Raw genomic sequence first — 22,974 nt, forward strand, 5'->3', positions numbered from 1 at the left:
GTTTACGTTACAAAATGATTACAGAATGACAAGGATTTCGTTACAAGCCTCCTTTGGACGAGTTTTATGCAGAATAGGTATCATTTAAGTTACAGAAATAAAACTAAATAGGCTAATCATATGATTAGCTTTCATGCTTTCCCTTCTAGACTTCTCTTCATTTCGGACGCATCCTTGGCGAAACTTTTGGAGGCCAGAAATACGAATAGGGAAGTCAGTAATACGGTTATCGGGATCAGGAAAAGAGAATCATGAAGACCAATTGCCTTAAATTGTTCAGTCATTTCGGAAGCGCCTGAACGGATCATTGCAGAACGGGTCAAATAATCGGAGAACCAACCCACAACTGCAGGACCGGCCGCTCCACCTAACAAATACATGGCGGCGAAGTAGATTGCCATCGCGGTGGCTCTGAGTCTTGGTTCGATCACGTCCTGGATCGCAGGATAAACGCAGGTATAATAGTTATAAGAAAGCAGCCATCCTAAACCGAGCAAAAGGGAGAAGAACAGGACTAGTTCCTCAGATTGAAATAATGCGAGCAGGATCAGAATTCCCGACACAAATAAATTGAATGCTCCGAAAAGTAGTCGTCCTCTTTCCGATCTTTGGTGGATCTTATCTGCGATCCAACCCCCCAGAGTTAAACCCACTAAACCGGTAACGCCTACTATAAATCCGGTAGTGATTGCCGCTTTTACCAAAGTGAAATGATAATATCTTTGTAATAAAGAAACGAGGAAACTATTCACAGCATAAACAGCGAAATTGAATGTAAGCCCGGAAAGAATGATCCACCACATAGTACGGATCCTTAATACTTTTTTAATAGGCTGTGTCGGTGTAGATTGAGATACTTGGATGGATTCTGCGGCTCCTCTTTCCGGCTCTCTGATAAAAAAGAAGAAAATGGAAAGAAGGATGCCAGGCAACGCTGCTATAAAGAACGGAGCCCTCCAAGAACCGAATGCTTTTACCATGGCTCCTACTGTGAAGAATGCGAGGACTAGTCCTAAGGGAAGGCCCAACATAAAAATACCGACTGCTCTTGCTCTTTTATGAGAAGGAAATAGATCTCCTATGAGAGAGTTTGCTGCAGGAGCGTAACTTGCTTCTCCAATTCCCACACCCATACGAACAGAAACGAAAGATAAATAATTCCATGCATATCCGTTTAGGGCTGTGAATGCACTCCAAATTGCGAGTCCCCAACCTATGATCTTTTTGCGGCTCCAAGAATCTGCAAGTCTTCCCAAAGGTAAACCTGCGATTGCATATATAACAGTGAACGCGGAACCGACTATACCTAATTGTAGATCGCTCAGATCCCATTCATGTCGTATAGGTTCAATGATGATTGCGGGAATAGTTCTATCAAAGAAGTTTAGAAGGTTAGCCAAGAATAGAAGGATTAGTATTCTCCATGCATGTTTGGCTTGATTTGAGTTCGATTCCATCGCTTTGTATCTCCCAAGGCCCGTAATTACCTTAGGCCAGGAATAAAAAGCAAATCATAAAATTATAATTCGAACGATTGTTCTGAGATAAATATATAAAAGATAGTTAATGAACGGATGTTAGGTGAGAAATTAGAACCTCTTCTTCTTCCAAGAGGAAGAAGAAGATTGTATCAATAGAGAGAGAAACGAACCGGAACGTAAACCTTCACGGTGATCGCTTTTCCTTCTAACATAGAAGGAGAGTAACGTTTTTTGTAAAATGCTTGGATTGCAGATTCTTCTAATCCGTATCCTAAAGTTTTACCAATATTACGTACTCTTAAAACTTCTCCGGAGTCGGCGATGATCACTTCTAAGGTAAGAGTTCCGCCAACGCCTGCAGACTGAGCATCTTTGGTATATTCCGGTTGAACGTTAGGAGAAAGATCCACCGGAGCGGTAGCACCGGAAACGATTGCGTCTTGAGCGCCTGCGATCCTGGAATCCTCTTTTTTCTTGAGAGTATCCGTAACCTCGAATTCTCCGTCGTCAGGAGCTTCCCCTACATTCGGATCCTGGATCACAAGATTCTCCACGAAAGCGACTTCGTCGATCAGCTTGTCCAAATGATCGTAAGTATTAGGAGGAGTGTACCAGAAAAGAAGTGCCGCGATCTGAAGAATAGCGGAAGCACCTAAGAAGGTTTCCATTCTGTAACGATCAACAAACCTGCGAAGACCGGAACGTTTTTTGGAAGAAGTAGGAGGAGAAACAACTTGCTTCATTTCAAACCTCCTCCTTGGGTAGTTTTAGTAACCAGAGAAACTTTTAATGCCCCGGCTTCTTTCAAAAGTTCGAACACGTTGTCGAGGTCCGCATAATCCAGTTCTTTGTCCGCATGAATGAGGACTTTAAGATCCGGAGTGGTCGCAAGTTTTGCACGAACGTTATTGATCGCTTCGTTCAAAGGCATCCTTACTTGGTTAAAGTAAATCGACTTCTCCTTATCTGCGCTTAAATATAAATTCGCGATTTTCTTATTAAGCTGCTCTCCGCCCGGAACATCCGGAAGAGCGATGGGAAGATCGGGATCCGTATCCAGGACCGAAGTCACCATAAAGAATACCAAAAGAAGAAAGGCGATATCGGCCATGGAGCTGACCGGAATAGAAGGTGGAGCTTTTTTCTTTTTAAGTGCCATATCTTATTTTAATCTTTTTACGGAGACTTGTTTAAAACCTCTTAGCTGCACAGCAGAAAGAGCATCTAACATATTTCCGTACTTCGTTTCGCCGGTCGTTTTGATCAGAGCGACTTTTTCCTCGAGGTTGGGGATCTCCAGATCGTTCAGATCTTTTCTGAATTCTGCCAGATCCTTGTAATCACGAGTTCCGAGGACTTTATTCCTCATCTTGATCGTTTCGCCAGCCACCAATATCTCGTAGATATTCTCGCGTAAAACTAAGGTAGGGTTGGAGTTTTTGCGGGGAAGTTGGATATTTAAACCCTCTTTCACAAAAAACACCGCAGTTACCATAAAGAATACGAGAAGAAGAAACGCGATATCCGACATAGAAGAGGCCGAAATTTCTTCCAAACCTCTTTTTTTCTTAAGCTGAATCATATTTCTGTCCTAATTAATGGAAGAACTAAGATTAAGCTCTTGCGTTACGTTTCAGGAATTCTTTATAAATTCTGTTTGCAGCTTCTTCCACTTCGGAAGTAAATCCGTCGATCCTAGAAGTCAGGTATTGGTGGAAAGTCATTGCAGGAATTGCAATAATCAAACCAGCCGCGGTTGTGATAAGAGCTTCTTTAATACCGCCCGCTACCACTTTTGCGTTTACTTGGTCTGCGTTAGCGATCGCATCGAATGCGTTGATCATCCCGGAAACAGTTCCCAAGAACCCGATCAAAGGAGCGATAGTCGAAACAGCCGCTAAGATCACAAGACCTCTTTCGAGAACCACGATCACTTCTGCAGCTTCTCTCTCGATCCCTTTCGCGAAAATTTCAGCGTTACCCGCGGAAACATCGATACCGTTTTTCAAGATATCTGAAATCTTATAAGAAGGATTTGCATCAATGAATTCTTTCGCTCCATCAAAACCTTTTTCATCTACCTTCTCTCCTAAATCGATATTAAATCCTTTAGGAAGAAGTTTGGAAGTAGTGAGGAAGTAGATCCTTTCGAAAATGATCGCAAGTGCGATGATGGAAGAAAGAGCCAATGGATACATAGTCCATCCACCCTTATTGAACAAGTCTACAAATCCCCAGGTCCCACTTTTTTCAGCCGGAGCTGGAGCAGGTTGTTCTGCGGGTGCAGTGGTTTGTTCGGTTTTATTTGCGTCGGTTGGCGCAGCGTCTTGAGAAAAAGTAGGTAAAGTTGCAGTTAGAACGAATCCTCCTACAAGTGCAATGGCGATCCATTGGCGTAGAGAGAGATTAGTATATCGATTATGCATAGCTTTCGAAAGCTCCATAAGAAGTAATGAGACATTTTTACGTGATTTGAGTTACATATTTATTACGAAGTAGTTACGGGTTGGTTAGTTTGGGGAAGGGGAGGGCCGCATTCTTGCTTAACAGAATTCCTTTGATTTCGTTTTGTAACGAAGCTAAGAATGCGACCTGTTTTATTATTTAGAAGGATAGCCGCCGTATGTCATTTTTCCAATGAGATAGATCGGGCTTTTCTTTTGGATTATAACTCTTGTTTTCAAATCTGCTTGGATGGAAGAAAGTAGGCTATCAGAGTAACTTGCTCCAGCCGCATCTACAGCTACTAAGAAGTGGACCGAATTTTCGGAATCTTCGTCAGCATCCAAATCATCCCAAACCGTTAAAATATTTCCTGAACCGCTGACTCTACTCGGATCAGGAATTAAAACGGCTTCGTTGGATGTATTTTGGGGACTTGTAGGAATTTCTTTATTATAAATAGTTTTATCTGTAATCAAAACTATATCGGAACCGGAAAAATGAGGAGGAAGATATATTTCCGTAGGTGCGTTAGAACGTTTGCCTGCCCAGATCACTACGATAAACCTTCTATCTCCGAAGTAACTTGTCCCGGTATCTGTCGTTCTAATTGCGCCCCATTGAAACACGTTATTCCAAGTATCATATCCAATCGTGTTATAATAGAAACTCATAAGAGAGCCTTGGATTTTCCTAGGATATCCTCTTTGGAGGACATGATAATCCATATTGGGTTTGGTTCCATAATTTCCGATTACGGAGAAGTCCTCGTCGTTCCAAGCATCCTTAGCGGTCAGAAGTTTGGAAGTATTTCCATTCATGTATTCTTTATGATTATCATAATAATAATCCCAATGCCATTCTGTTCCGGATACTGCAGGATTATAGAAGTCCGCAAACCTTGTCTTAGTTGATTGTTGAGAGTCCGAGATTTCCATCGCTTGGTAGATCCCGCTGATCATACGAGCAGTGTCTTGGGCTCCGACTCCTTTCAGTTTCATTCCGAATTCACTTAAGAATACTGGAATATCCAAGAATCTAGCTTCTTTTCTGATCTCATCTAATGCTTTGAAATAAGTTCCATTATCAATTCCTGTTAAATCTAGGCTCATTCTGCCTGCGTCATAAAAATGAGAATTGAAAACGAATCCAGAACCAGGTTTAGAAGTTAAATAACCTCCGCCTGTAGCGATACCTCCGAAGTTGGTATTCCAAAATACCATAGGTTCCGCATAAACCCATTTGTTTTCCCAGCCGTTTTGATTGAGAGTTTGTCTTACTTTCGCATAAAAAGGCCAAAGCTTCTGGTTATCCCATTGGGCAGGAGTAAGACCTTCCATTCCTCCATCCATGGGCTCGTTGAACGGATCCAGTCCCAAAACATAATCGAATTCCTGACTAGATAAGTTATTTTTAATATAGGTTAAAGTCTTTCCCATCTGCCAAAGATATTCGGTTTGTAGATTTCTCGTTCCGTTAGAAACGGAGAAGGGAGCGTTATTCCAAAAATTTCGGAATCCTCTGCGGACCGCTTCGTTAGAGAAAAGGTTTTGCCCCCAAGTAAAACAAATACCGCAAGATTCCTGAGGGTAAGAACCGCTAGGAAGTACCCAAGAAGGAGCTCCATTCCCGGTATACCAAGAATCTTTATTAAATAAATGTCTAGAGAATAGGTCCTGATGATAATCCAATAATATATACATTCTACGCGCAGCAGCTGCTTTAAGCTGGAGAATGACAGTATCTAAATAAGCGTAATTGATCGTATCAACAGAAGTATGAACTCCTTCCCAAGCTATTAAATAACGAACCATATTGGAACCAGCGGATTTGCCTAAAAGAGAGAGAGCGTTTTCCGCATCTGTTGCGTTTCTAAATGGTTTGAAACCGTCGGAGAGAAGTTTTGTATTTCCGGCCAGATTGAATCCTCTGAAATAAGCCTCTCTTCCTAAACCATCCACAAAGATCCTATCCGTGTTTCCTGAATAAGTCTTCGTTCCTAATAGAATTTTTCGATCAGACTCTGAGCCTATATAGTCCAGAGAGTGAGAGACAATTGTAGAGTCTACTGTTGCTGCGTTTGCCGAGTATCCGTCTGCCTGGCTTGTTGAGTCGGATATGTTTAACAAAGAGAGAAAGGAGCTGTTGGTATTTTTTGAACCTGCATTATCACAAGAAGTGAAACATACAAGTACCAACATGAATAAGATTTTCATATAGAGCTTACGAGTCATGCGTAGCGATGAGAGACGATATCTTTTCGGTTGAAAGAAAATTTTGACAGAGCGAAAATTATTTTATGAGAGGCGACGTTATTTATTTCTTTCGTTATTTTTTATTAATTGAAGGAGATAAGTGAGTTGTAAGAAGAAAGTTTTGAGAGCGAGTTAAAGTGGAGTAGTGATTTTAAAATTAGGACTGTGGAAGGGATTGTTTAAGTTATATTAGTTTTTTAAAATATAAAAATTTCTCTCAGGTTTTTCTTCCTGAGAGAAATTTCGAAATCACTTACAACTTATAAGTAGCTTGGAAAGAGTAGCTCACCCCTGTTCTATATGAAAGGAAAAGATCCTTCTCTCCAGTTAGCTCATTCTTCTGATATACACGATATCTTGTATCGAAAATATTCTGAGCAGAAACCTTGAACTCAAGGTGATCTCCTCTTTTCGCAGTATAAACCACGTCCGTCAAACCAACGGCTCTTTCGTAAGCATCTGGTAAATAGTTTGCACCTACTGCATAGAGCCTGTCTGCAAAGTAGTTATAGTAAACCCCTATCGCTTGTGTCTTTTTCTCGTTTAAGAAAAAATCAAATCTGAGGTTGAATACGAATGGGGACTGGCCTTGCAGAGGTCTGGATAGGTTCGTAGGGTTATAGGCAGCGACTCTTGAAAAAGTGTCTACTAAACCCGATTGCACTGCAATGTATTGCTCCCAAGAAAGAACATCCACTCTGGACTTGATGAAGAACATATTCGTTTCAAAACGGAGCCAGCTAGTTAATTCTTTTCTAAAGTCGAACTCGACTCCTCGGATTGTCGCCTGTTGCGCATTAGCAAAGGTGAATTTTTGGCTAATTCCTCCCGCAACCGGCTGACCGATCATCTCGATCGGATCTGAGATCTGCTTAAAGAATGCTCCTACCCCAACATAGTCGGTCGGGTTTAAGTAATATTCATAACGCAGATCGTAATTATGAATATAAGATCTTTGTAATGAAGAGTTACCGAATACTGTGTTCGCGCCATAATAAGGAGTGAATCCGAAAGGAGATAATTCTCTTAGATCAGGTCTTGTCAAGGTTTGAGTAACTGCTGCTCGTACGATTTGGTCTTTTGCCACTTCCCAGTTCAAGTTAAAGGATGGAAGGCGGTCCTTAGTCCTAAGTTCTCCGACCCCATTATTGAATTGATCGCAGATATTGTTTCTGATCAATGCAACTCTAACGGTATCGTTACTTACATCGCATCCATAATCTAAATTTAAGAAACTAGTTGTGTTTCCAGTATAATAGGTTTTTACTTTCTGGTAGCTATCTTCGTAGCGCATACCGAATAAAACTTTTAACTTTGGTAGGATTGGCAGATCCACTTGGCTATAGTATGCTTGCAATTTCTGTGAAGCTGCATATGCATTCGACTGCCCAGGTAATTGTTGCGAAAATTGGTTAGTATTATCCAAGAAGGTGAGTGGATTGGAATATATTTCTCCTGGGATCGGATATCTTTCCAGTCCAATTGCCGTGTTGGGCTTTTGTCCGTACCAGAAAAACGTAAAGTCTTTCTCTCTGGACATGGAATAGGTTCCCAATTTGAGTAAAGCCTTTAGTCCTGACCACTGATCGAAAGGGATCTCATAATTTAATTTTAATGTTCTCGAGGTATCTCTTGTGTTGGAGAAGAATCTAGATCCATCGTTAGAGTCCCCTAATCTTGTAAGATCATATGGATTTGGGTTCCCAATTCCTTGTCTCCAAACCTGCTGCTGTAGGTTTGGTTGGTCTCTATCTGCTTGAGCGTAATTTACTCTCCAGTCGAACTTGTGAGCGCGATCACCAAACCAATTTAGAGCATGGTCTCCACCTAAGGTATGGTGTTGGATTAAGCTACTTGTATATTGGGTTGTCAAAGCTTTGAAGTGTGCCAAGTTGATATAATCATTACCGTTTGCGTCACGAACAACTCCTTCCCCTTGCTGGGTATATAGAGACTTTATAAAGACCTGTTGGCCTTTAGTGATCTCATACGCAAGGTTCATGTTATTTCCCCAGTTCCTCTCCTCCGTATAGAGGTCAGCTTTTTGGTCCTGGAGTTTATTTAGAGTAGAACCCGCTGTAGACAGCGGAACTGCAGCAACTCCTAAATAACGATTCGATTCTTCCTGTCTGAATCTAAAGTTTCTATTGTAAGTTGAACCTACTAAGACACCGATACGGGAAGTTGCTCCTACTTTAAAAGTATCTCCGTAGTTGATCGAAAAGTTTCTATCGAAAGGAGCAGGTCCGGAATCCGGAGTCCATTTTTGATTGAATTCCGCACTACTTGCTTGGACCACTTGAGGGTTGATACCTCCGAATATGGAACCAGGAACTACCGGTAAAGCATTCGGAACATTCGCAAGAGGATTCTTTTGGTTATCATTCACCCCACCTAACATATTTCCTTGGTTCATATTAAGGAACTTATGACCGGTAGTATTGTAGTTTCCCCCTGCTCCAACCGAAACACTAAATAATTTCTCTTCAGGATATTCTTGGGTCTCGATCTTTACGAGACCTCCGGAAAATTCTGCGGGTAGTTCAGGGATAAATGTTTTAATGATCCGAACGTTCTTTAATACACCTGAGGGGAAGATATCCAAAGCAACAACACGTTTGTCCGGCTCGGTAGAAGGAACTAACGTATCGTTCAATTCTGTGTTAGAGTAACGTTCACCCAAACCGCGAACGAATACGAACTTACCGCCTACTAGTGTGATCCCTGTAACTCTTCGGACCACCTCTCCTGCGGACGAGTCGGGGCTTTTCTTGATCGCTTCCTTAGAAATACCGTCAGAGACCGAAGATGATTTCTTTTGTAATGCGAGAAGGGCAGCCTCCGCATCGTTGAGAGCCCGACCTTTAACATCCACAGTTTCCAGAGTTTGGAGACCGAAGGTGATATTAACCACTTGTGCTTTTCCAGGAGTGACAGTAACGGTTCTCTTTTGGGGAGAAAAGCCTATCATTTGGAATTCTATATCGTGAGTTCCTAAGGGAAGTTCCAGGTCATAAGCACCGTCAAAATCGGTTTTAGCGAATTTTTTGACTGCGCGAACTACGATGGTGGCACCGAAAACCGGTTCTCCATTGTCTCCATCTACGATTTTTCCCCGTACTTTTCCAGCTGCCTGTGCGAACACATCTTCCGAAAAAGTGAAGACCAGTAAAGCGATTGCAAAAAGTTTTATTTTCATTGTTAGTATTCGTTTTTATTATTTTTAAGAATTAAGTTCCAATAACGCAGACTTTAAATTTTCCTCGGTGTTCTACGACCAAGCGCACTTCTTCTAGTGTGGCTTTCTCGTTCCCGAAGCTAATTGTTAAATTTCCGACCCTATGTCCTTTTAAAGCTTTTAGCTGGCGGACTTCTTCTCGCCAAGTTAAGGTCTCTATTTTGAATTTTTGTTTTTTATGTTTTTTGAATAAGTTTTGAAGACTTTCCAAGGCAATGTATCTGCGCATGTCTGTGAACTTCCATGCTTGTTCTAATGGCATGGTGGTGGACAATGTGTTCTCATCCAGGGTGTTCGGAAGAAAGATATTGATGTATTCTTCCTTAGTGAAGATGTAACGATCAGTCTGTTCGTTTTGAACTGCTTCTAGAAATCGATATACCGCTTCTTCTTTAGTATTACTAAGATCGGAAATTTCGTAACTGTCTTTTATACGGGCTTTAAGATAAGCCTGTGACTCTTCGATCTTCTTAAAATACTCTGGATCGTCACCTTTATATTCTTTTTTGCAATCTGTGACGAAGCTTGTAGTTAATATTGCAAAGATGATTTGCGTTATTGCAATCAATCTGGCATTCATGTTTGGTTCCCGGAACTTTATTTTTTTATGTAATTATAAAAAGGCCTCCCTTATAAAGAGGAGGCCTTTGTTGTTTTTTTAGATTCGATTAACGCGCTCTCCAAACGGCCCAGCCGGAATACCAGCTGTTTCCTCCAGTAGGAGTTACTACTGTAGTTCCGTCGAAGTCGTATAAGGTGGTTCCAGTGTCTGGAGCTCCACCCCAAGTAGTTTTTCCTGCTACGTTCGTTTTCAGGTCCGGTTTAAATCCCAAGAATCCACAGTTACTTTGTGTTGTTGAGATCGATGCAACCGGAGCACTTGCTAAGGAAGTATCACGAGTTCCTGTGGCGGTTGTTAGCGTGCAAGTTTGGACTTGATCCGGATTGGAATCACTTACTAAACCATCAATGATGGAAGTAGAATCTCCGTATCCTGTTCCACTTGTAGCTGCACTCTCGCATTTAATAATTTGTTTGAATGCGTAAGCAACACCGTGCAAGAAGAGTCCCTTCATACCTTCTCTGTGACGTTCTGCATAACTTGCAGTTTCGTTCACTCCGAGAAGAGTATATTGGTCTACGAATGGGTTAGAAGGTTCGTCTCCAGCAGTAGCGCTAGGAGTTTTAGTGGTTCCATCCACACCGTCCATTTCCATTCCACCTGGGTCTGTAGAAGGAGTTCCACCGCAAATTTTTGGATATTTTACTGCGACGATGTATTTCAATGCTCCGGAGAATCCTTCATCCATATCGAAGTCATCATCCATACCGCCAGTCCCTAATAAGAACTTTCCTTTGAAAGTACGCTCAGTTGCTCCACCAGTTCCAGTTAGGTTAGGAGAAGCTGCGGTTCCTACATCAGTAGCATTGGCACCTCTTCCGCCTCCCCACCACTCGTAGGAGTCGTCGAGACCTCTGTGAGATTGAACGTAATTGAAGTTTCCGTTATTGAGCGCATACATGGAGTAAGAGTTCAACTCGTCTCCAGGTGCAACCTCAGTTCCTGCGAATTCTACAATTGTGTAATTCAAGGTAACGCTGGAAGTTCCAGAAGAAAGTGGATAAGATTGAGGAGAAGTTCCTTCAGTTAAAGCTGATGCAGTTCTGGTATTGTTACCGCTTCCGATAAAGGTCAAACCGCCCCAGTCTCCAGGGAATCTGGATCCTCTCGCTTGTGCAGAAGTGAAACACACAGGATTTGCAGCAGTTCCGTTCGTAACAAGGTTTGCTCCAATGAAGAATAATGCAGAACCTCTTTCGCCGTAGATTACCGCACCGGCAGGTACTGTAATTGTTGCTCCGTTAGAAACGGTAACAGTTCCTCTCAGTAAGGTATATGCACCTAACGTTTTGTTAGAAGTAATACTTCCTGTGACGATCTCAGGATTTCCGATAGAGTCACATTTGTTTTCTCCAACCGTCGCGTTCGGGTTGCTATAAACACCTTTTACGGAAGTGATTACAGTTACATCGGACGCTAACGTGGCTCCATCAAAGGTTCCAGTAATTACTAAACCTGCACTGGAAGCCGCAACATCTGGATCAACTACTCCAGTCTCGTTAGAGAAAGTAATTTGGCTTACACTTGTAGGATCTGCAACATCAACGTTTACTGCGAGGTCGAAGGTTCCGACCAATTCAGTATAGTTAGAAGCGCTATCGCAAGGGTTTGGGTTTCCTGTACATGCTGTAGTATCAGGGACTGAGAAAACTTCTCCTTTGATAGTAGCGCTGGAATCATTGATTCTAGTGGTTATGTTGAAATCAGCAGCGTCGTTGTTTCCGCCCGCACTTGCGCACGCAACAGTGAAGTCGGTCCCTCCGGATACGATCTTAGAAGAAGTGAGTTTCACATACAAAGGTTTCGCATAGGAAGGGGAGCTGTTAAAGTTTGCAGGAAATTGTCCTACACAGTTAGCCTTCGCAAAAGTTCCTGTTTGGGTTAACTTCCCATTTATAATGACGGTGGCTTCGTAACCAGCTCCGCCTAAGGCGGCTAAAGCTAGGCCTGCGCCGTTACTTCCCCCGCCGGAATCACAGCCTACAAGAGCTGCAGCAACAACAAGAGCGCTGACAACTTTCGAGACTTTTTTATTTAACGATTTCATGGATCGAATCTCCTATTCATTCTGAAAGAGGTCGAAATCCAATCGACCTCGAGGATTATGTTAGATAAAATACTTTACGACTTGATTACGTACCTGTTAAGGTTTTGGTTCTTTAGGGTAAAAGTAGTATTACCAAGAAGATCCCGCCGAAAATTGCATAATCAGTGTATCTTTCTTTATCAGGATAGTTTTCCTGTTCCTTTTGTTTCCACTCGACAGGTTTGGCTTCTACAGTAACGGACGTTCTGTCAAAACCTCTACGAGAGCCGTCTTCGAACTCAACGATCACACCTTGTTCTGTCTGAGAGGTTTTTACGTTCTCAATCACTTCTTTGGTTTTAGTATTGGTCACTGTGTCTGCAGAAAGGTTCCCCAAACATATTAGAAAAATTGAAATTGTAATAATAGTTCTCGTAATCATAATGTAATACTTCCGATTCGCTCTATCCTCCTTATGAAAAGTATGGATGCTCGCGCAATTCGATTAAGCGAAGAACTGTTACAAACAGATTAAATGTAATAAAGGGAAAGGTTGGAAAGAGTTGGGACTAATCGATTTGTATTAGTCGAATATTTGCGTTGAAGAAGACTTTTAGGTTTGGACGAATTTCTCTAACTCTTCCAAAGGAATAGGTTTACTTAAGAAATATCCTTGTGCTTCGTCGCAGCCTAGATCTTTGATCTTTCGCATTTGAACTTCGGTTTCCACACCTTCTGCAGTGATCCTTAAGCCTAAACTTTTTCCCAATGCGACGATCGTTTTGGAAATCGCTAATGAATTCGGGTCTGTTAGGATTTTGCGTACAAAGGATTGGTCCACTTTTAAGGTTTTGAGCGGGATCTTACTCAAATAAGAAAGGCTGGAATATCCGGTTCCGAAATCGTCCAAAGCGAGTGAAATTCCCCAAGAATGTAGGTCTCCCAAAATTTCCAAAGCGGATTGAATATTTGTAATCAGACTGGATTCGGTGATCTCAAGCTCCAGATCTTCTACACTCAAAGAATTCTTTTCTAGTATGTCCAAGACCTTTTTGGTGATATTCTTATCTTCCAACTGTTTTGCAGATAAATTCACTGAGATACGGATAGGAGGAAGTCCTCTCTTTTTCCAATTTCCTAGGTCTTCCATAGATTTGGAAAGAACCCATTCCCCCATCTCACCAATGATCCCACTTTCTTCTGCGATCGGTATAAAGATAGTAGGGGAAATGATGCCGTATTCGGGATGATTCCATCTAAGTAAGGCTTCTGCAGAGATCTTTTTGCCGGTTTGTACTTCTATCCTTGGTTGGTATTGGATAAAGAGCTGGTTTTTAGAAATTGCAAGTTTTAGGTCCTTTCCGAGTAGATACTTTTCCTTCATTCTTTCCTTCCATTCGGAAGAATAGGTTTGGATCTTAGAAGTTCTCGAAATTTTTGCCTGGTTTAATGCAGTCTCCGATTTCCATAAAAGTTGATCGGACGATTTTCCATCGTAGGGAAATACAGAAATTCCAATTTGTATCTCGGAAGAGATCTGTTGGTCTACTACGTTTAGAGGAGAGGATACGCCGTTCTGTATCTTCCCCGCCCAGATCTCTGAATCTGTTTCTAAAATTTGAGAAGAAGAGGGTAAAGGAAAGAATGAGAATTCTCCATCTCCAGTTCTTGCAAGAACTGTTTCTGGTCCGAGCATAGTCTCTAATTTTTGGACCAACGCTCTTAAATAAAGATCTCCCATATGTGCACCAAAATTGGATCGGATCTGTTTTAAATGAGTCGCTTCTAAAGAAAGAATAGGAAAACTTAATATTTCTTCTCTCATCGAAAGTTCATGAAGAGAGTTACTCAATCTTTCTAAGAATAGATCCCGGTTCGGTAATCCTGAAAGCCCGTCATAGTTTGCCATATAATGTATGAGCTCATCTAACTTACGTACGGCGGTTACCGTATCCTTCATTAAAGAACCGGCTTCGTCTTGGAATGTAGTGGGCAGATCCGGGAGTTCACGTTCGCTCAGATATCGATTCAAAGACTTAGAAGTAAGAAATACCGGGGCTAAAAGTTTATGTAATGCAAGAAGAGTGGCGGCCGTCCCTGCGAGAGTTGCCACAAGAGCGATCCCTAAAATTTTAAAAGCGGTTGGACCGTCTTGGACCGTTGATAATACGAAGAATAATAAAAGTGTGATCAAAGGGACATGGGTCCCTATAAACGCCACCAGCATAATCTTACCGGAATAGGTTTTAAGAATTCGGATACGACTGAGATAGGAATAGAAATTTAATCCGTTAAGACTCATTAAAGTTTTCCTTGGATTAGGAACGTTATACGTTTTCGCGTGGTAGAGGGCTTTTCGTCTTAAGGAAGGGGGTAATATTTCTTCTTATAAACCATGCTTTTGAAGAGGGCTCTCTAAACAAGGACAAAAATCGAAAGGGATAGTCCGAAGTATTTAGTTGATAATTTATTTTCTGAATGTAGGAGTTCCAACATCACGACTAAAGAAGTCCTCACGTAAAGCTCTAAGTAGAAAAGATTTTCCCGTTGGATTTCCAATATCTTCTTATCTTCTCGGCTTTGAGTGATTCTCTCGCGACAGCGATGCAAAGGATTCGCCGACCTAAGTCATTTTAAAACAATTGTTAGAAAAAATGCCTATTTTGAGATTTTTTTCTTGCCCCGGATTCCGTTTGTGTTATAATACCAAACGTTCGAAATAAATTAATTCGATTGATTTTCCCGAGAAATCCGGGATAGGAGAGAGAGAAATGAGTGTTGGGAAAAGATTATCCTTCTTGATTGCATACTTCATTCCAGGGCTTGCCGTGGCAGGTTACTATTTGGGAGGAAGTTTCAATTTTCTAACTTTGGCGGTGGTTTTCGGAATTCTTCCGATCATGGATCTTTGGATCGGTCCGGATACAAGCAATCCTAAGGAAGAAGAAGTGCCCGAGCTACAAAAGGAATTCTATTTTAGATTCCTGACCTATGTTTGGGCTTGGATCCAATTTGCATTAGTGATTTGGGCTCTGTGGGAAGTCCAAACTCAAACTCTTTCCGCGTTGGAATGGGGAGCATTTGTTTTAGCGATCGGTGTGAATACCGGCGGGATCGGGATCACAGTGGCACATGAATTGGGACACAAGAATACAAAGATAGAACAATGGTATTCTAAGTTCATTCTCATGACGGTATGTTATATGCATTTCTTCATAGAACATAACCGAGGTCATCATGTGAACGTTTCCACTCATGAGGATCCAGCTTCCAGTAGAAAGGGCGAGTCTTTCTTCTCTTTTTATCCAAGAACCGTTTTCGGGAGTTTGACAAGCGCTTGGAATTTAGAGAAAAAAAGATTAGCTAAACTAGGTAAGTCCTCTTGGACTTTAGACAACGAGATGATCACATCTATGATCATTCCTGTGTTATTCATCTCCGCTGTGACCGGGATTTTTTACGCGATCACAGGAAATTTGAATTGGCAGGTGCCGTTATTCTTCTTTGTTCAAAGTTGGATCGCATTTTCTCTATTAGAGTTAGTGAACTATATAGAACATTACGGCTTGGCTCGTAAGGAATTATCTCCTGGAAAATTTGAGAAGGTTCAACCGATCCATTCTTGGAACCAAAACTTCAGCCTGTCCAATGCGTTCTTGTTCCAACTGCAAAGGCATTCAGATCATCATGCGAACGCAGGTAGAAGATACCAATCCTTAAGACATTTTGAAGAAAGTCCTCAACTTCCTTACGGATATGAATTGATGATCCTTCTGGCTTTATTTCCGCCTCTTTGGTTCAAAGTAATGGATAAAAAATTAGAAGAATGGAAGAGGCAACATGGAGAAACTTCCGTAAGCTCCTCGGGAAAAAGGGAACCTGCTACTGCATAATCCTGTCTAAATAATAGATCTTTTTGGTAAAGAGTTAGAGACTGCCCTCTAACTCTTCTTTTTTCTTGGAAAACTAAAAAGGTTCCGTTCTAGTTTTTGTATTTTTCCAAAACCTTAAGGGTCCTCTGCATATCGTCCCTTTGCTGTTGTAGATCCTTTTTTAATAGTTCAGGCAGTTTTTTATTTTGGTCCAAAAACTCCTGGGTTCTTTTCAAAAGATTCGGATCCGGTTCGAAAGAAGGGAACATCAAATGCCCGAATGCGGAAGCAAAATGAGGATCTCTAGTATCATACACTGAGATCACAGAATTAAAATAAGAATCCGTATAAGAAACTAATAGATCCTTTTGGTGATTCCATTGGAATCCTCTCATTCCATATCTCAAGAAGTCGGTAGAGTCTCCTTCCTTCGGTTTCAAAAATCTTTCCCAGGATTCTTTTTTTGTTTTAGGATTTGGGAAAGAAACCCCGGCTAAAAATGCCTTTTTAGCTCCCAGGTCGGTATTGTCCTTGGTGATCTCTTCTTCGATTCGTTTAGAAGATTCCGGATCTCCGTATGCGCTAAGCCTGGATAGAATGACCCAACGTCTTTCCTGGTCCATTGAGATCCCGGGAATACTTTTTTTCTGATCCAATAATTCTTTCAGGTAAGAAAGTTGTTCTGTGGATTTAGAAGTATTTTCTAATATTCTAAACCAGAGGATCTGTTCTTGTTCAGGGTTTTGGGCTAAAAGAGATTTTTCCTTGGCGATGCTGTTGAGTTTATCGGACCAGGTTCTCTTCTCCGCTTCCGGAATATAATTGTCGATTACCGTTAGAGCTTTGGTGAGTATATGACTGTTTCGAACGGAAAGATCCGGTTCCTTCAGTCCTTGGTCCAACGCTAATTCCAAAAACTCTTTGGGAGAAAGTTCTGCATCTCTTACCATCTGCCATAAACTTCCCCATACCACTCTTCTTGAAAAACGATCCTTTAGAGTATGTAGACTTCTTTTTAGGATAGGAAGTGATTCTTTGCTGAGATAAGTTTTAGCATAGGCAAAGTCTTCGGTGTTTAAAAGAAGAAGGTCCGCTTCTCCAGTATAATTTTCCTCTAATAAGGTTTCTTTTCCTTTTACGAGTACTCTTTTTTTCCAAACTTCTTCTAGGATCCCGTTCTTTTCACGGAGTAATGTGGATTGGAGCGCATGTGTACGCAGAAGTCCGTTGGTCGCAGAAGGTCCTTGGTGTAAAAACAATCTACCATTTTGTCGAACAGGACTTAGAGTGTTTACTCCAGTTGTTTCTAGCCATTCTTTACTCCAACCTCTGATATCGATCCCGCTTGTTTCAGACATACAGGAAAGAAAGTCGTTCAGTACAGTGTTCTTCTCCGCATGCCTTTTGAAGTAAAGCCTCATCGCGTCTCTGAATTTTTCTTCTCCCACGTAATACATCAATTGGCGAAGAACGGATGCTCCTTTGGAATAAGAGATCCCGTCGAAATTGCTGATCGCTTCTAATGTATTTTCCGCTTTTCCTGCGATCGGGTGGGTGGTAGAGAGTTGGTCTTCTCTGTAGGCCCATTCTTCTCTTACATAAAAATGTTCTAATGCATCCGGGAAAATTTTCCCTTTGGACATGGAATAATAAGAAAGATAGTCCGCGAAACTTTCGTTTAGCCAAAGATCGTTCCACCATTTCATTGTGACCAGGTTTCCGAACCACATATGTACCATTTCATGATACACTGTATTCGCTCTGTTTAGGTATTCAGAATAGATCCTAGGTCCACGGAAAATATAACTTTCTGAGAATGTTACAGCTCCCACATTCTCCATGGCTCCCATATTAAATTCAGGCACGAATATCTGGTCGTATTTTCCATACGGATAAGGAACTCCAAAATATTCCTGGAGGAAGCCGAATGCTTCCTTGGTGATCGCAAATAAATTCTCCGCATCCATATATTTGGAAAGAGACTTTCTGCAGAATATCCTAAGAGGGATTTCTCCCGCCTTGTCTTCCCAAACCGCGTAAGGTCCTACGATCAAAGAGAATAGATATGTGGAGAATTTTTTGGTCTTATGGAATTTTATATTTTTGTAATTTCCTTGGCTCTCCTCCGATTTTGGGACTGTGTTATGGATATAAGTCCATTCCGAAGGTCCTGTGATCTCTAACTCGTAAGTCGCTTTTAGATCCGGTTGGTCGAAAGAAGGGAATAGTCGATGCGCTTCGAACGGTTCGAAGTCGGTATGCATATACTCCGCTTTGTCGGAAGGATCAGTAAATTTGTGAAAACCGGAACCGCTATGATCGAACGCATTTTTGTATTTTACTTTAAGTTCGTTTTTACCTTCCGCTAATAATTCTCCGGATAAGAACAGTGCGGAATCTTTTTTTTCGTAATTTGTTTCTTCTTTTCCGTTTAGCCAAAGGATCTCAATTTTTTTGGATACGAAATCCACTTTGAGTTTTCCTTTTTTGCCGCCAGTGTATACGAATCGGACGGTGGTTTCTCCCTCATATTCTTGGGATCCTTTTTCCAGCTTTAATTTTAGAGTGTAATCCACTTCGGAGATCTGTCCGGAGCGAAGCATTGCCTCTTGTTGGGTAAGAATATTATCCATGTTTAAACCGTTATATCCTTTAGATCCATTTTTCTAAGACGAGGTGCGATCGCAGTAACGATCCCTACCGTTAGAAGAGTGAGCGTTCCTCCTACAACCACGGAAGGAACCAGGCCGAATGCTTTTGCGGCCGCTCCAGATTCGAAGGCTCCCAACTCGTTGGAAGAACCTATGAATATATTATTCACTGCGGAAACTCTTCCTCTCATATGCTCCGGAGTATACATCTGAACGATTGTATGACGGATGACGACACTTACCATATCAAAGGAACCGCTTACGATCAAGGCCGCGCAAGAAAGATAAAAATTCTTAGAAAGTGCGAATACGATCATACAAAGCCCGAAACCGAATACACTACTGAGTAATATTACTCCTGAATTTGTTTTGGGAGGTTTTACAGCGATAAATAACGCGCAAAGCACCGCACCGATTGCAGGCGCCGACCTTAGAATTCCATAATATTCGGGACCCATTCCTAAAACTTCTCTGGAGAATGTAGGAACTAAAGCGACCGCTCCTCCGAATAATACGGCAAATAGATCCAAACTGATCGCTCCTAGGATCAATTGGTGACCGAACACGAACTTCCAGCCGGTTCCCAAACTTTTCCAGATGGATTCCTTCTCCCCTTGTTTTTCAGGAACAGGTTTAGAAGGTACAAGTAATAGAAGGAACAATGAGAATACCATGATGCAGAAGTCCGCAAGATATGCAGATTGCACACCGTTAAATCCTATGAGAAGTCCACCAAGCATAGGACCTAAAACCGCAGAACCCTGCCAAGCAACGCCGCTCCAAGTAGCAGCATTCGGAAAAATTTCCTTAGAGACTAACTGTGTTTGAAAGGCTGCGATGCTTGGGGAGAGAAATCCTCTGCAAATCCCTGAGAAGAAAATCACTGAATAGATTGGATAGACCCAATAGTCTTGGATGATCCATTCGAAACCAGGAAGAGTGAATAATAAAAGTAAGAAGGAACTAAAAGTCAAACCGGTCAAGGAAAGAGAAATGATCTTCTTTCTTGGGATAGTATCCACAACCAATCCGGAGAAAAGTGAAACTGCTACGTTAGGCACAAGCTCGGCAAATCCGATCAGACCCACAAAAAATGCGTCATGAGTGATATGGTCTATTTGCCAGAAGACCACGGTAGATTGCATAATAAATGAAAGTGTGACCAAAAATTTTCCGGCCAAAAAATTCCTGAATTCAGGAACCTGTAAAGAGATGAATGGGCTCGCGCTTGCGGATTTTGTCATGAGATAGTTCTACTTCTTCTTTTCCCCGTATTTTAAAAAGAATAATCCGAATGCTGCCACGACCATTCCGTGGTGTAGGATATTTTTCTCTAAAATTTCGGGGATTTTATTTAGAGGATATTGATACACTTCTATTTGTTCGCTTTCATCCAGATCCTGTCCACCTGGATGTGGATAGACATTTCTGGCGATATAAGTATGACACCAATTGTTCATAAAGGCGGGATTTGCGGAAACTTTACCTAAATATTCCCAATCGTCCGAGACAAAACCTGTCTCTTCTCTCAGTTCTGCCTGAGCGGATTCTAAGATAGAATTTTTTTCGGCAACCCCGCCTGGGATTTCCAGGCAATAAGAGTGCATGCCGTGTCTGTATTGATCGATCAGGATCACATTGTTGTCGGAGGTGAGTGCGATCACATTCACCCAATCCTTAGATTCTATTTTGAAAAAATTACCCGAGATCGTTTTGTCTGGGGAAACTTTAGGAATGGAGATTAATTCGAAAATCGGAGTTTTGATGAGGTGAGTTTTTTCTCCTTCTTTCCAGAGATTGGAATTCGGGAGGTAATTTTCTGGGCGGAATTCTTGCATATCTGCCGTTTCTTCCAGTTTTTTGAAATCCTTTCAGATTCGCAAACCTTTGCCTGTACTCGGTTGACAAGAAGAGAAAAATCAGGATTATGTCGCTTACAGCTAGGGCCGAAAAATCCAGATTTTTCGGATCCCGGCTTGTTTTTTGCCCTCATTAAATCGGATGAAAGAAGAAACGAATCAAAGTCTGGACCTGTTTTCGCATCTGGAAATTCCGGAACAAAAACCGGAGGAACCTGTACAAGATCTGCCATTGCTTAGCTTTTCAGAAAGTATTTCGGCAAAAGAAGAAGGTCCTCAGGTGGAAGGAACTCCCGCTCCTTCTCCACAAGAAGAAGTACAAGAGGAATCCTACGGTTCTTCTTTTTATGAAGAAGACGATTTCTCGGAACAAGAGCCCACAGAATTCGTTTCCACTCCTGTGGAAGTTTCCTTGGATTCCGAACCTTCTACTCCTGAAGAAAAACCTTCCGCTCCAAAAAGAAAGAGAGAAGAAAGACCAAAAGAGCCTAGGGACTCCGCTTCCATTTTCCAAAGTCTTTCTCCTGAGCAGGCCCGTGCAGTCCAAACAGTTCATGGACCACTTCTTATTTTTGCGGGTGCAGGTTCCGGAAAAACGAGAGTGATCTCGAATCGGATCGCTCATATGATCCAGGACCATCATATTCCTGCGGGAAAGATCGTTGCATTGTCCTTTACTAACAAAAGTGCAAAGGAAATGGGAGAGCGGGTCCGCAAATTGATTCCCAGAAATTTATTAAAAGGGATCGCTCTTTCTACATTCCATTCTCTAGGGCTTGGAATATTAAAAAAACATATCGAAAAGTTAGGATACAAACAACCTTTCCTTCTTCTGAACCAAGCGGACCAAGAGGGGCTTGTCACAGGAATGCTTGTGGCTCAAAAACTGGAGCCTAAACGTCCTCAGATCATGGAAGTTCTTTCCAAAATTTCCAGGATCAAAAACTCAGGACCGGATTATTTAGCGGATATGAGAACCTCTATGAACGAAGGGGATCTTCTGACTGCCTCTCTTTTTCATCAATACCAAGATACTTTAAAAGACCAGAACTCAATCGACTTCGACGATCTCATCCTTCTTCCTTCTAAACTTTTAAACGAGTTCGAAGAAGTGAGAGATGAATATCATAAGAAATACCAATACTTTATGGTGGACGAGTTCCAAGATACCAATCCGATCCAATACGTATTCTTAAAAGCGCTCATGGGAGAATCTGATAATCTATGCGTGGTTGGGGACGACGATCAGTCCATCTACGCATTCAGAGGTTCGGATGTGAGTTTGATCCTTGGATTCGAAAACGATTTTAAGGGTGCGAGCGTTATCCGTCTTTTGGAGAATTATAGATCCACTGACATCATTGTCTCTGCTGCGAACTCTCTTATTCGCCACAATCTTTCTAGGAGATCCAAAGAACTATTTTCCAAAGTTCCTGGTGCTCTCAAAGTGAAGTATGTAGAAAGAGCAGACGAAAAGGACGAAGCGGAATGGGTGGCCGAAAGTATCCGAGAAGAGATCATCAAACAAGCTAGAAAAGGAAGCCAGATTGCGATATTATTCCGCACAAACTTCCAATCCAGACCTTTTGAAGAAGCATTCAGAGCCAGGGAAATGCCTTATAAAGTTGTGGGTGGTTATAACTTCTTCGATCGTAAAGAAGTTCGAGATCTGATCTCTTATATCCGTCTCATTGCAAACCAAAAGGACGATGCATCTTTATTAAGAATTATTAATTATCCGAAACGTGGGATCGGCTCCGGATCCATTTCTCTTGTGCACGAAAAAGCGGCTCAGAATAAGGAATCTCTTTATGAGACATTATTCAGAGTATGTGAATCTCCGGATTTTATCCCGGACTTAAACCGTAAAATTTCTTCAGAGATCTATAATTTCGTAAATCTGATCGAAAAGGCTAAGAAGAAGTTCTCTTCTTCGCCTAGGCTCTTCTTCGCCTTACGAGAGTTAATTGCGGATTTGGGTCTGGAAAAAGAGATCATCCTTGAAGAGAAAGAGGAGAAGGTCGCAAAGGCACGTATTTACAATATGTCCGAGCTTGTGAATATGTTGGCATTCTTCGAAGAGAATAATGATTCAGGGGAAAAGCCCTCTCTATTCGACTTTATCAACCGTTTGGCGATGCTTATGGAAGATGAGCCTTCGGATGAGAAGGAAGACAACCGAGTACAGTTACTCACCATTCACCAATCCAAAGGTTTGGAATTCGAGTCTGTTTATGTCGTAGGACTGGAAGAGGGGATTCTGCCTTCCGGAAGGGCGACCGTAGAGGACCAATCGGTGGACGAAGAGCGCCGTTTGATGTATGTAGCGATGACTCGGGCGAAGAGGCATTTATGCTTGACAGGGGCCGCTAATCGCCGCAAATTTGGGGAGCAACTGGCCTCCGAGCCTTCTCGCTTCCTTAAGGAGATAGATCCGGAGACCTTGGACTGGCTTTCTAACGAGGAAACCAGGCAACAGGAAACAAGTGATTTCCTGCAAGAACTCGAAAAATTGAAAATCGGATGAG

Annotated in this window: 16 protein-coding genes; 2 read left to right on the forward strand and 14 right to left on the reverse strand. The window is 41.8% G+C overall.

The window, feature by feature from the left end; translation table 11 throughout:
* Nucleotides 1-131: 131 nt before the first annotated feature.
* From LPTSP_RS00245 to LPTSP_RS00295, 11 genes are all read right to left on the reverse strand, one after another.
* Nucleotides 132-1,457, reverse strand: a complete 1,326-nt coding sequence (locus LPTSP_RS00245; RefSeq protein ID WP_108926856.1) for a spinster family MFS transporter — start codon at nucleotides 1,455-1,457, stop codon at nucleotides 132-134.
* Between the two features lie 173 nt (nucleotides 1,458-1,630).
* Nucleotides 1,631-2,224, reverse strand: a complete 594-nt coding sequence (locus tag LPTSP_RS00250) for an energy transducer TonB (RefSeq protein ID WP_108926857.1) — start codon at nucleotides 2,222-2,224, stop codon at nucleotides 1,631-1,633.
* The gene (locus LPTSP_RS00255; protein WP_008589306.1) at nucleotides 2,221-2,640 is read right to left on the reverse strand and encodes an ExbD/TolR family protein; all 420 of its coding nucleotides are present in this window, start codon (nucleotides 2,638-2,640) and stop codon (nucleotides 2,221-2,223) included. The genes LPTSP_RS00250 and LPTSP_RS00255 overlap by 4 nt, the downstream gene beginning before the upstream one ends.
* A gap of 3 nt (nucleotides 2,641-2,643) precedes the next feature.
* Nucleotides 2,644-3,063 carry an ExbD/TolR family protein gene (locus LPTSP_RS00260; protein WP_100768929.1) on the reverse strand — a complete coding sequence of 140 codons (420 nt, stop codon included), beginning with the start codon at nucleotides 3,061-3,063 and terminating at the stop codon, nucleotides 2,644-2,646.
* Nucleotides 3,064-3,094: 31 nt separating this feature from the next.
* A complete protein-coding gene (locus tag LPTSP_RS00265) occupies nucleotides 3,095-3,907 on the reverse strand; it encodes a MotA/TolQ/ExbB proton channel family protein (protein ID WP_108926858.1) in 813 nt (270 codons plus the stop codon).
* Nucleotides 3,908-4,081: 174 nt separating this feature from the next.
* The gene (locus LPTSP_RS00270; protein ID WP_108926931.1) at nucleotides 4,082-6,139 is read right to left on the reverse strand and encodes a glycoside hydrolase family 5 protein; all 2,058 of its coding nucleotides are present in this window, start codon (nucleotides 6,137-6,139) and stop codon (nucleotides 4,082-4,084) included.
* A 292-nt stretch (nucleotides 6,140-6,431) separates the two neighbouring features.
* Nucleotides 6,432-9,377, reverse strand: a complete 2,946-nt coding sequence (locus LPTSP_RS00275) for a TonB-dependent receptor domain-containing protein (protein ID WP_108926859.1) — start codon at nucleotides 9,375-9,377, stop codon at nucleotides 6,432-6,434.
* A 31-nt stretch (nucleotides 9,378-9,408) separates the two neighbouring features.
* A complete protein-coding gene (locus LPTSP_RS00280) occupies nucleotides 9,409-9,996 on the reverse strand; it encodes a hypothetical protein (RefSeq protein WP_108926860.1) in 588 nt (195 codons plus the stop codon).
* Nucleotides 9,997-10,084: 88 nt separating this feature from the next.
* Nucleotides 10,085-12,085 (reverse strand): hypothetical protein, encoded by a 2,001-nt coding sequence (locus LPTSP_RS00285; RefSeq protein ID WP_108926861.1) that lies wholly within the window; start codon nucleotides 12,083-12,085, stop codon nucleotides 10,085-10,087.
* A gap of 112 nt (nucleotides 12,086-12,197) precedes the next feature.
* Nucleotides 12,198-12,506: an LIMLP_04285 family protein gene (locus tag LPTSP_RS00290; RefSeq protein WP_108926862.1), complete on the reverse strand. Its 309-nt coding sequence runs from the start codon at nucleotides 12,504-12,506 to the stop codon at nucleotides 12,198-12,200.
* A 171-nt stretch (nucleotides 12,507-12,677) separates the two neighbouring features.
* On the reverse strand, nucleotides 12,678-14,366 hold the full coding sequence (locus LPTSP_RS00295) for a putative bifunctional diguanylate cyclase/phosphodiesterase (protein ID WP_108926863.1): 1,689 nt from the start codon (nucleotides 14,364-14,366) through the stop codon (nucleotides 12,678-12,680).
* Nucleotides 14,367-14,835: 469 nt separating this feature from the next.
* Here LPTSP_RS00295 and LPTSP_RS00300 point away from each other — a divergent pair, with 469 nt between their 5' ends.
* A complete protein-coding gene (locus LPTSP_RS00300; protein ID WP_108926864.1) occupies nucleotides 14,836-15,957 on the forward strand; it encodes an alkane 1-monooxygenase in 1,122 nt (373 codons plus the stop codon).
* Nucleotides 15,958-16,046: 89 nt separating this feature from the next.
* Here the strand turns inward: LPTSP_RS00300 and pepN are convergent, their stop codons facing one another.
* From pepN to LPTSP_RS00315, 3 genes are read right to left on the reverse strand one after another with little or no spacing between them, the layout of a single operon-like run.
* Complete coding sequence (gene pepN, locus LPTSP_RS00305; RefSeq protein WP_108926865.1) at nucleotides 16,047-18,569, reverse strand: aminopeptidase N; 2,523 nt, start codon at nucleotides 18,567-18,569, stop codon at nucleotides 16,047-16,049.
* Nucleotides 18,570-18,571: 2 nt separating this feature from the next.
* Nucleotides 18,572-19,831: an MFS transporter gene (locus LPTSP_RS00310; RefSeq protein WP_108926866.1), complete on the reverse strand. Its 1,260-nt coding sequence runs from the start codon at nucleotides 19,829-19,831 to the stop codon at nucleotides 18,572-18,574.
* Nucleotides 19,832-19,840: 9 nt separating this feature from the next.
* The gene (locus tag LPTSP_RS00315; RefSeq protein WP_108926867.1) at nucleotides 19,841-20,425 is read right to left on the reverse strand and encodes an NUDIX hydrolase; all 585 of its coding nucleotides are present in this window, start codon (nucleotides 20,423-20,425) and stop codon (nucleotides 19,841-19,843) included.
* Between the two features lie 163 nt (nucleotides 20,426-20,588).
* Here LPTSP_RS00315 and LPTSP_RS00320 point away from each other — a divergent pair, with 163 nt between their 5' ends.
* Complete coding sequence (locus LPTSP_RS00320; RefSeq protein ID WP_108926868.1) at nucleotides 20,589-22,973, forward strand: ATP-dependent helicase; 2,385 nt, start codon at nucleotides 20,589-20,591, stop codon at nucleotides 22,971-22,973.
* Nucleotide 22,974 lies beyond the last annotated feature (1 nt).

The sequence above is a fragment of the Leptospira johnsonii genome (genome assembly GCF_003112675.1).
Classification (GTDB): Bacteria; Spirochaetota; Leptospiria; order Leptospirales; family Leptospiraceae; genus Leptospira_B; species Leptospira_B johnsonii.

Coding starts and splice junctions, on each gene's coding strand:
- LPTSP_RS00315 (WP_108926867.1), bottom strand. CDS start 20,425: ATGCAAGAATTCCGCCCAGAAAATTACCTCCCGAATTCCAATCTCTGG.
- LPTSP_RS00275 (WP_108926859.1), bottom strand. CDS start 9,377: ATGAAAATAAAACTTTTTGCAATCGCTTTACTGGTCTTCACTTTTTCG.
- LPTSP_RS00270 (WP_108926931.1), bottom strand. CDS start 6,139: ATGAAAATCTTATTCATGTTGGTACTTGTATGTTTCACTTCTTGTGAT.
- LPTSP_RS00265 (WP_108926858.1), bottom strand. CDS start 3,907: ATGCATAATCGATATACTAATCTCTCTCTACGCCAATGGATCGCCATT.
- LPTSP_RS00250 (WP_108926857.1), bottom strand. CDS start 2,224: ATGAAGCAAGTTGTTTCTCCTCCTACTTCTTCCAAAAAACGTTCCGGT.
- LPTSP_RS00255 (WP_008589306.1), bottom strand. CDS start 2,640: ATGGCACTTAAAAAGAAAAAAGCTCCACCTTCTATTCCGGTCAGCTCC.
- pepN (WP_108926865.1), bottom strand. CDS start 18,569: ATGGATAATATTCTTACCCAACAAGAGGCAATGCTTCGCTCCGGACAG.
- LPTSP_RS00310 (WP_108926866.1), bottom strand. CDS start 19,831: ATGACAAAATCCGCAAGCGCGAGCCCATTCATCTCTTTACAGGTTCCT.
- LPTSP_RS00290 (WP_108926862.1), bottom strand. CDS start 12,506: ATGATTACGAGAACTATTATTACAATTTCAATTTTTCTAATATGTTTG.
- LPTSP_RS00245 (WP_108926856.1), bottom strand. CDS start 1,457: ATGGAATCGAACTCAAATCAAGCCAAACATGCATGGAGAATACTAATC.
- LPTSP_RS00300 (WP_108926864.1), top strand. CDS start 14,836: ATGAGTGTTGGGAAAAGATTATCCTTCTTGATTGCATACTTCATTCCA.
- LPTSP_RS00285 (WP_108926861.1), bottom strand. CDS start 12,085: ATGAAATCGTTAAATAAAAAAGTCTCGAAAGTTGTCAGCGCTCTTGTT.
- LPTSP_RS00320 (WP_108926868.1), top strand. CDS start 20,589: ATGAAAGAAGAAACGAATCAAAGTCTGGACCTGTTTTCGCATCTGGAA.
- LPTSP_RS00260 (WP_100768929.1), bottom strand. CDS start 3,063: ATGATTCAGCTTAAGAAAAAAAGAGGTTTGGAAGAAATTTCGGCCTCT.
- LPTSP_RS00295 (WP_108926863.1), bottom strand. CDS start 14,366: ATGAGTCTTAACGGATTAAATTTCTATTCCTATCTCAGTCGTATCCGA.
- LPTSP_RS00280 (WP_108926860.1), bottom strand. CDS start 9,996: ATGAATGCCAGATTGATTGCAATAACGCAAATCATCTTTGCAATATTA.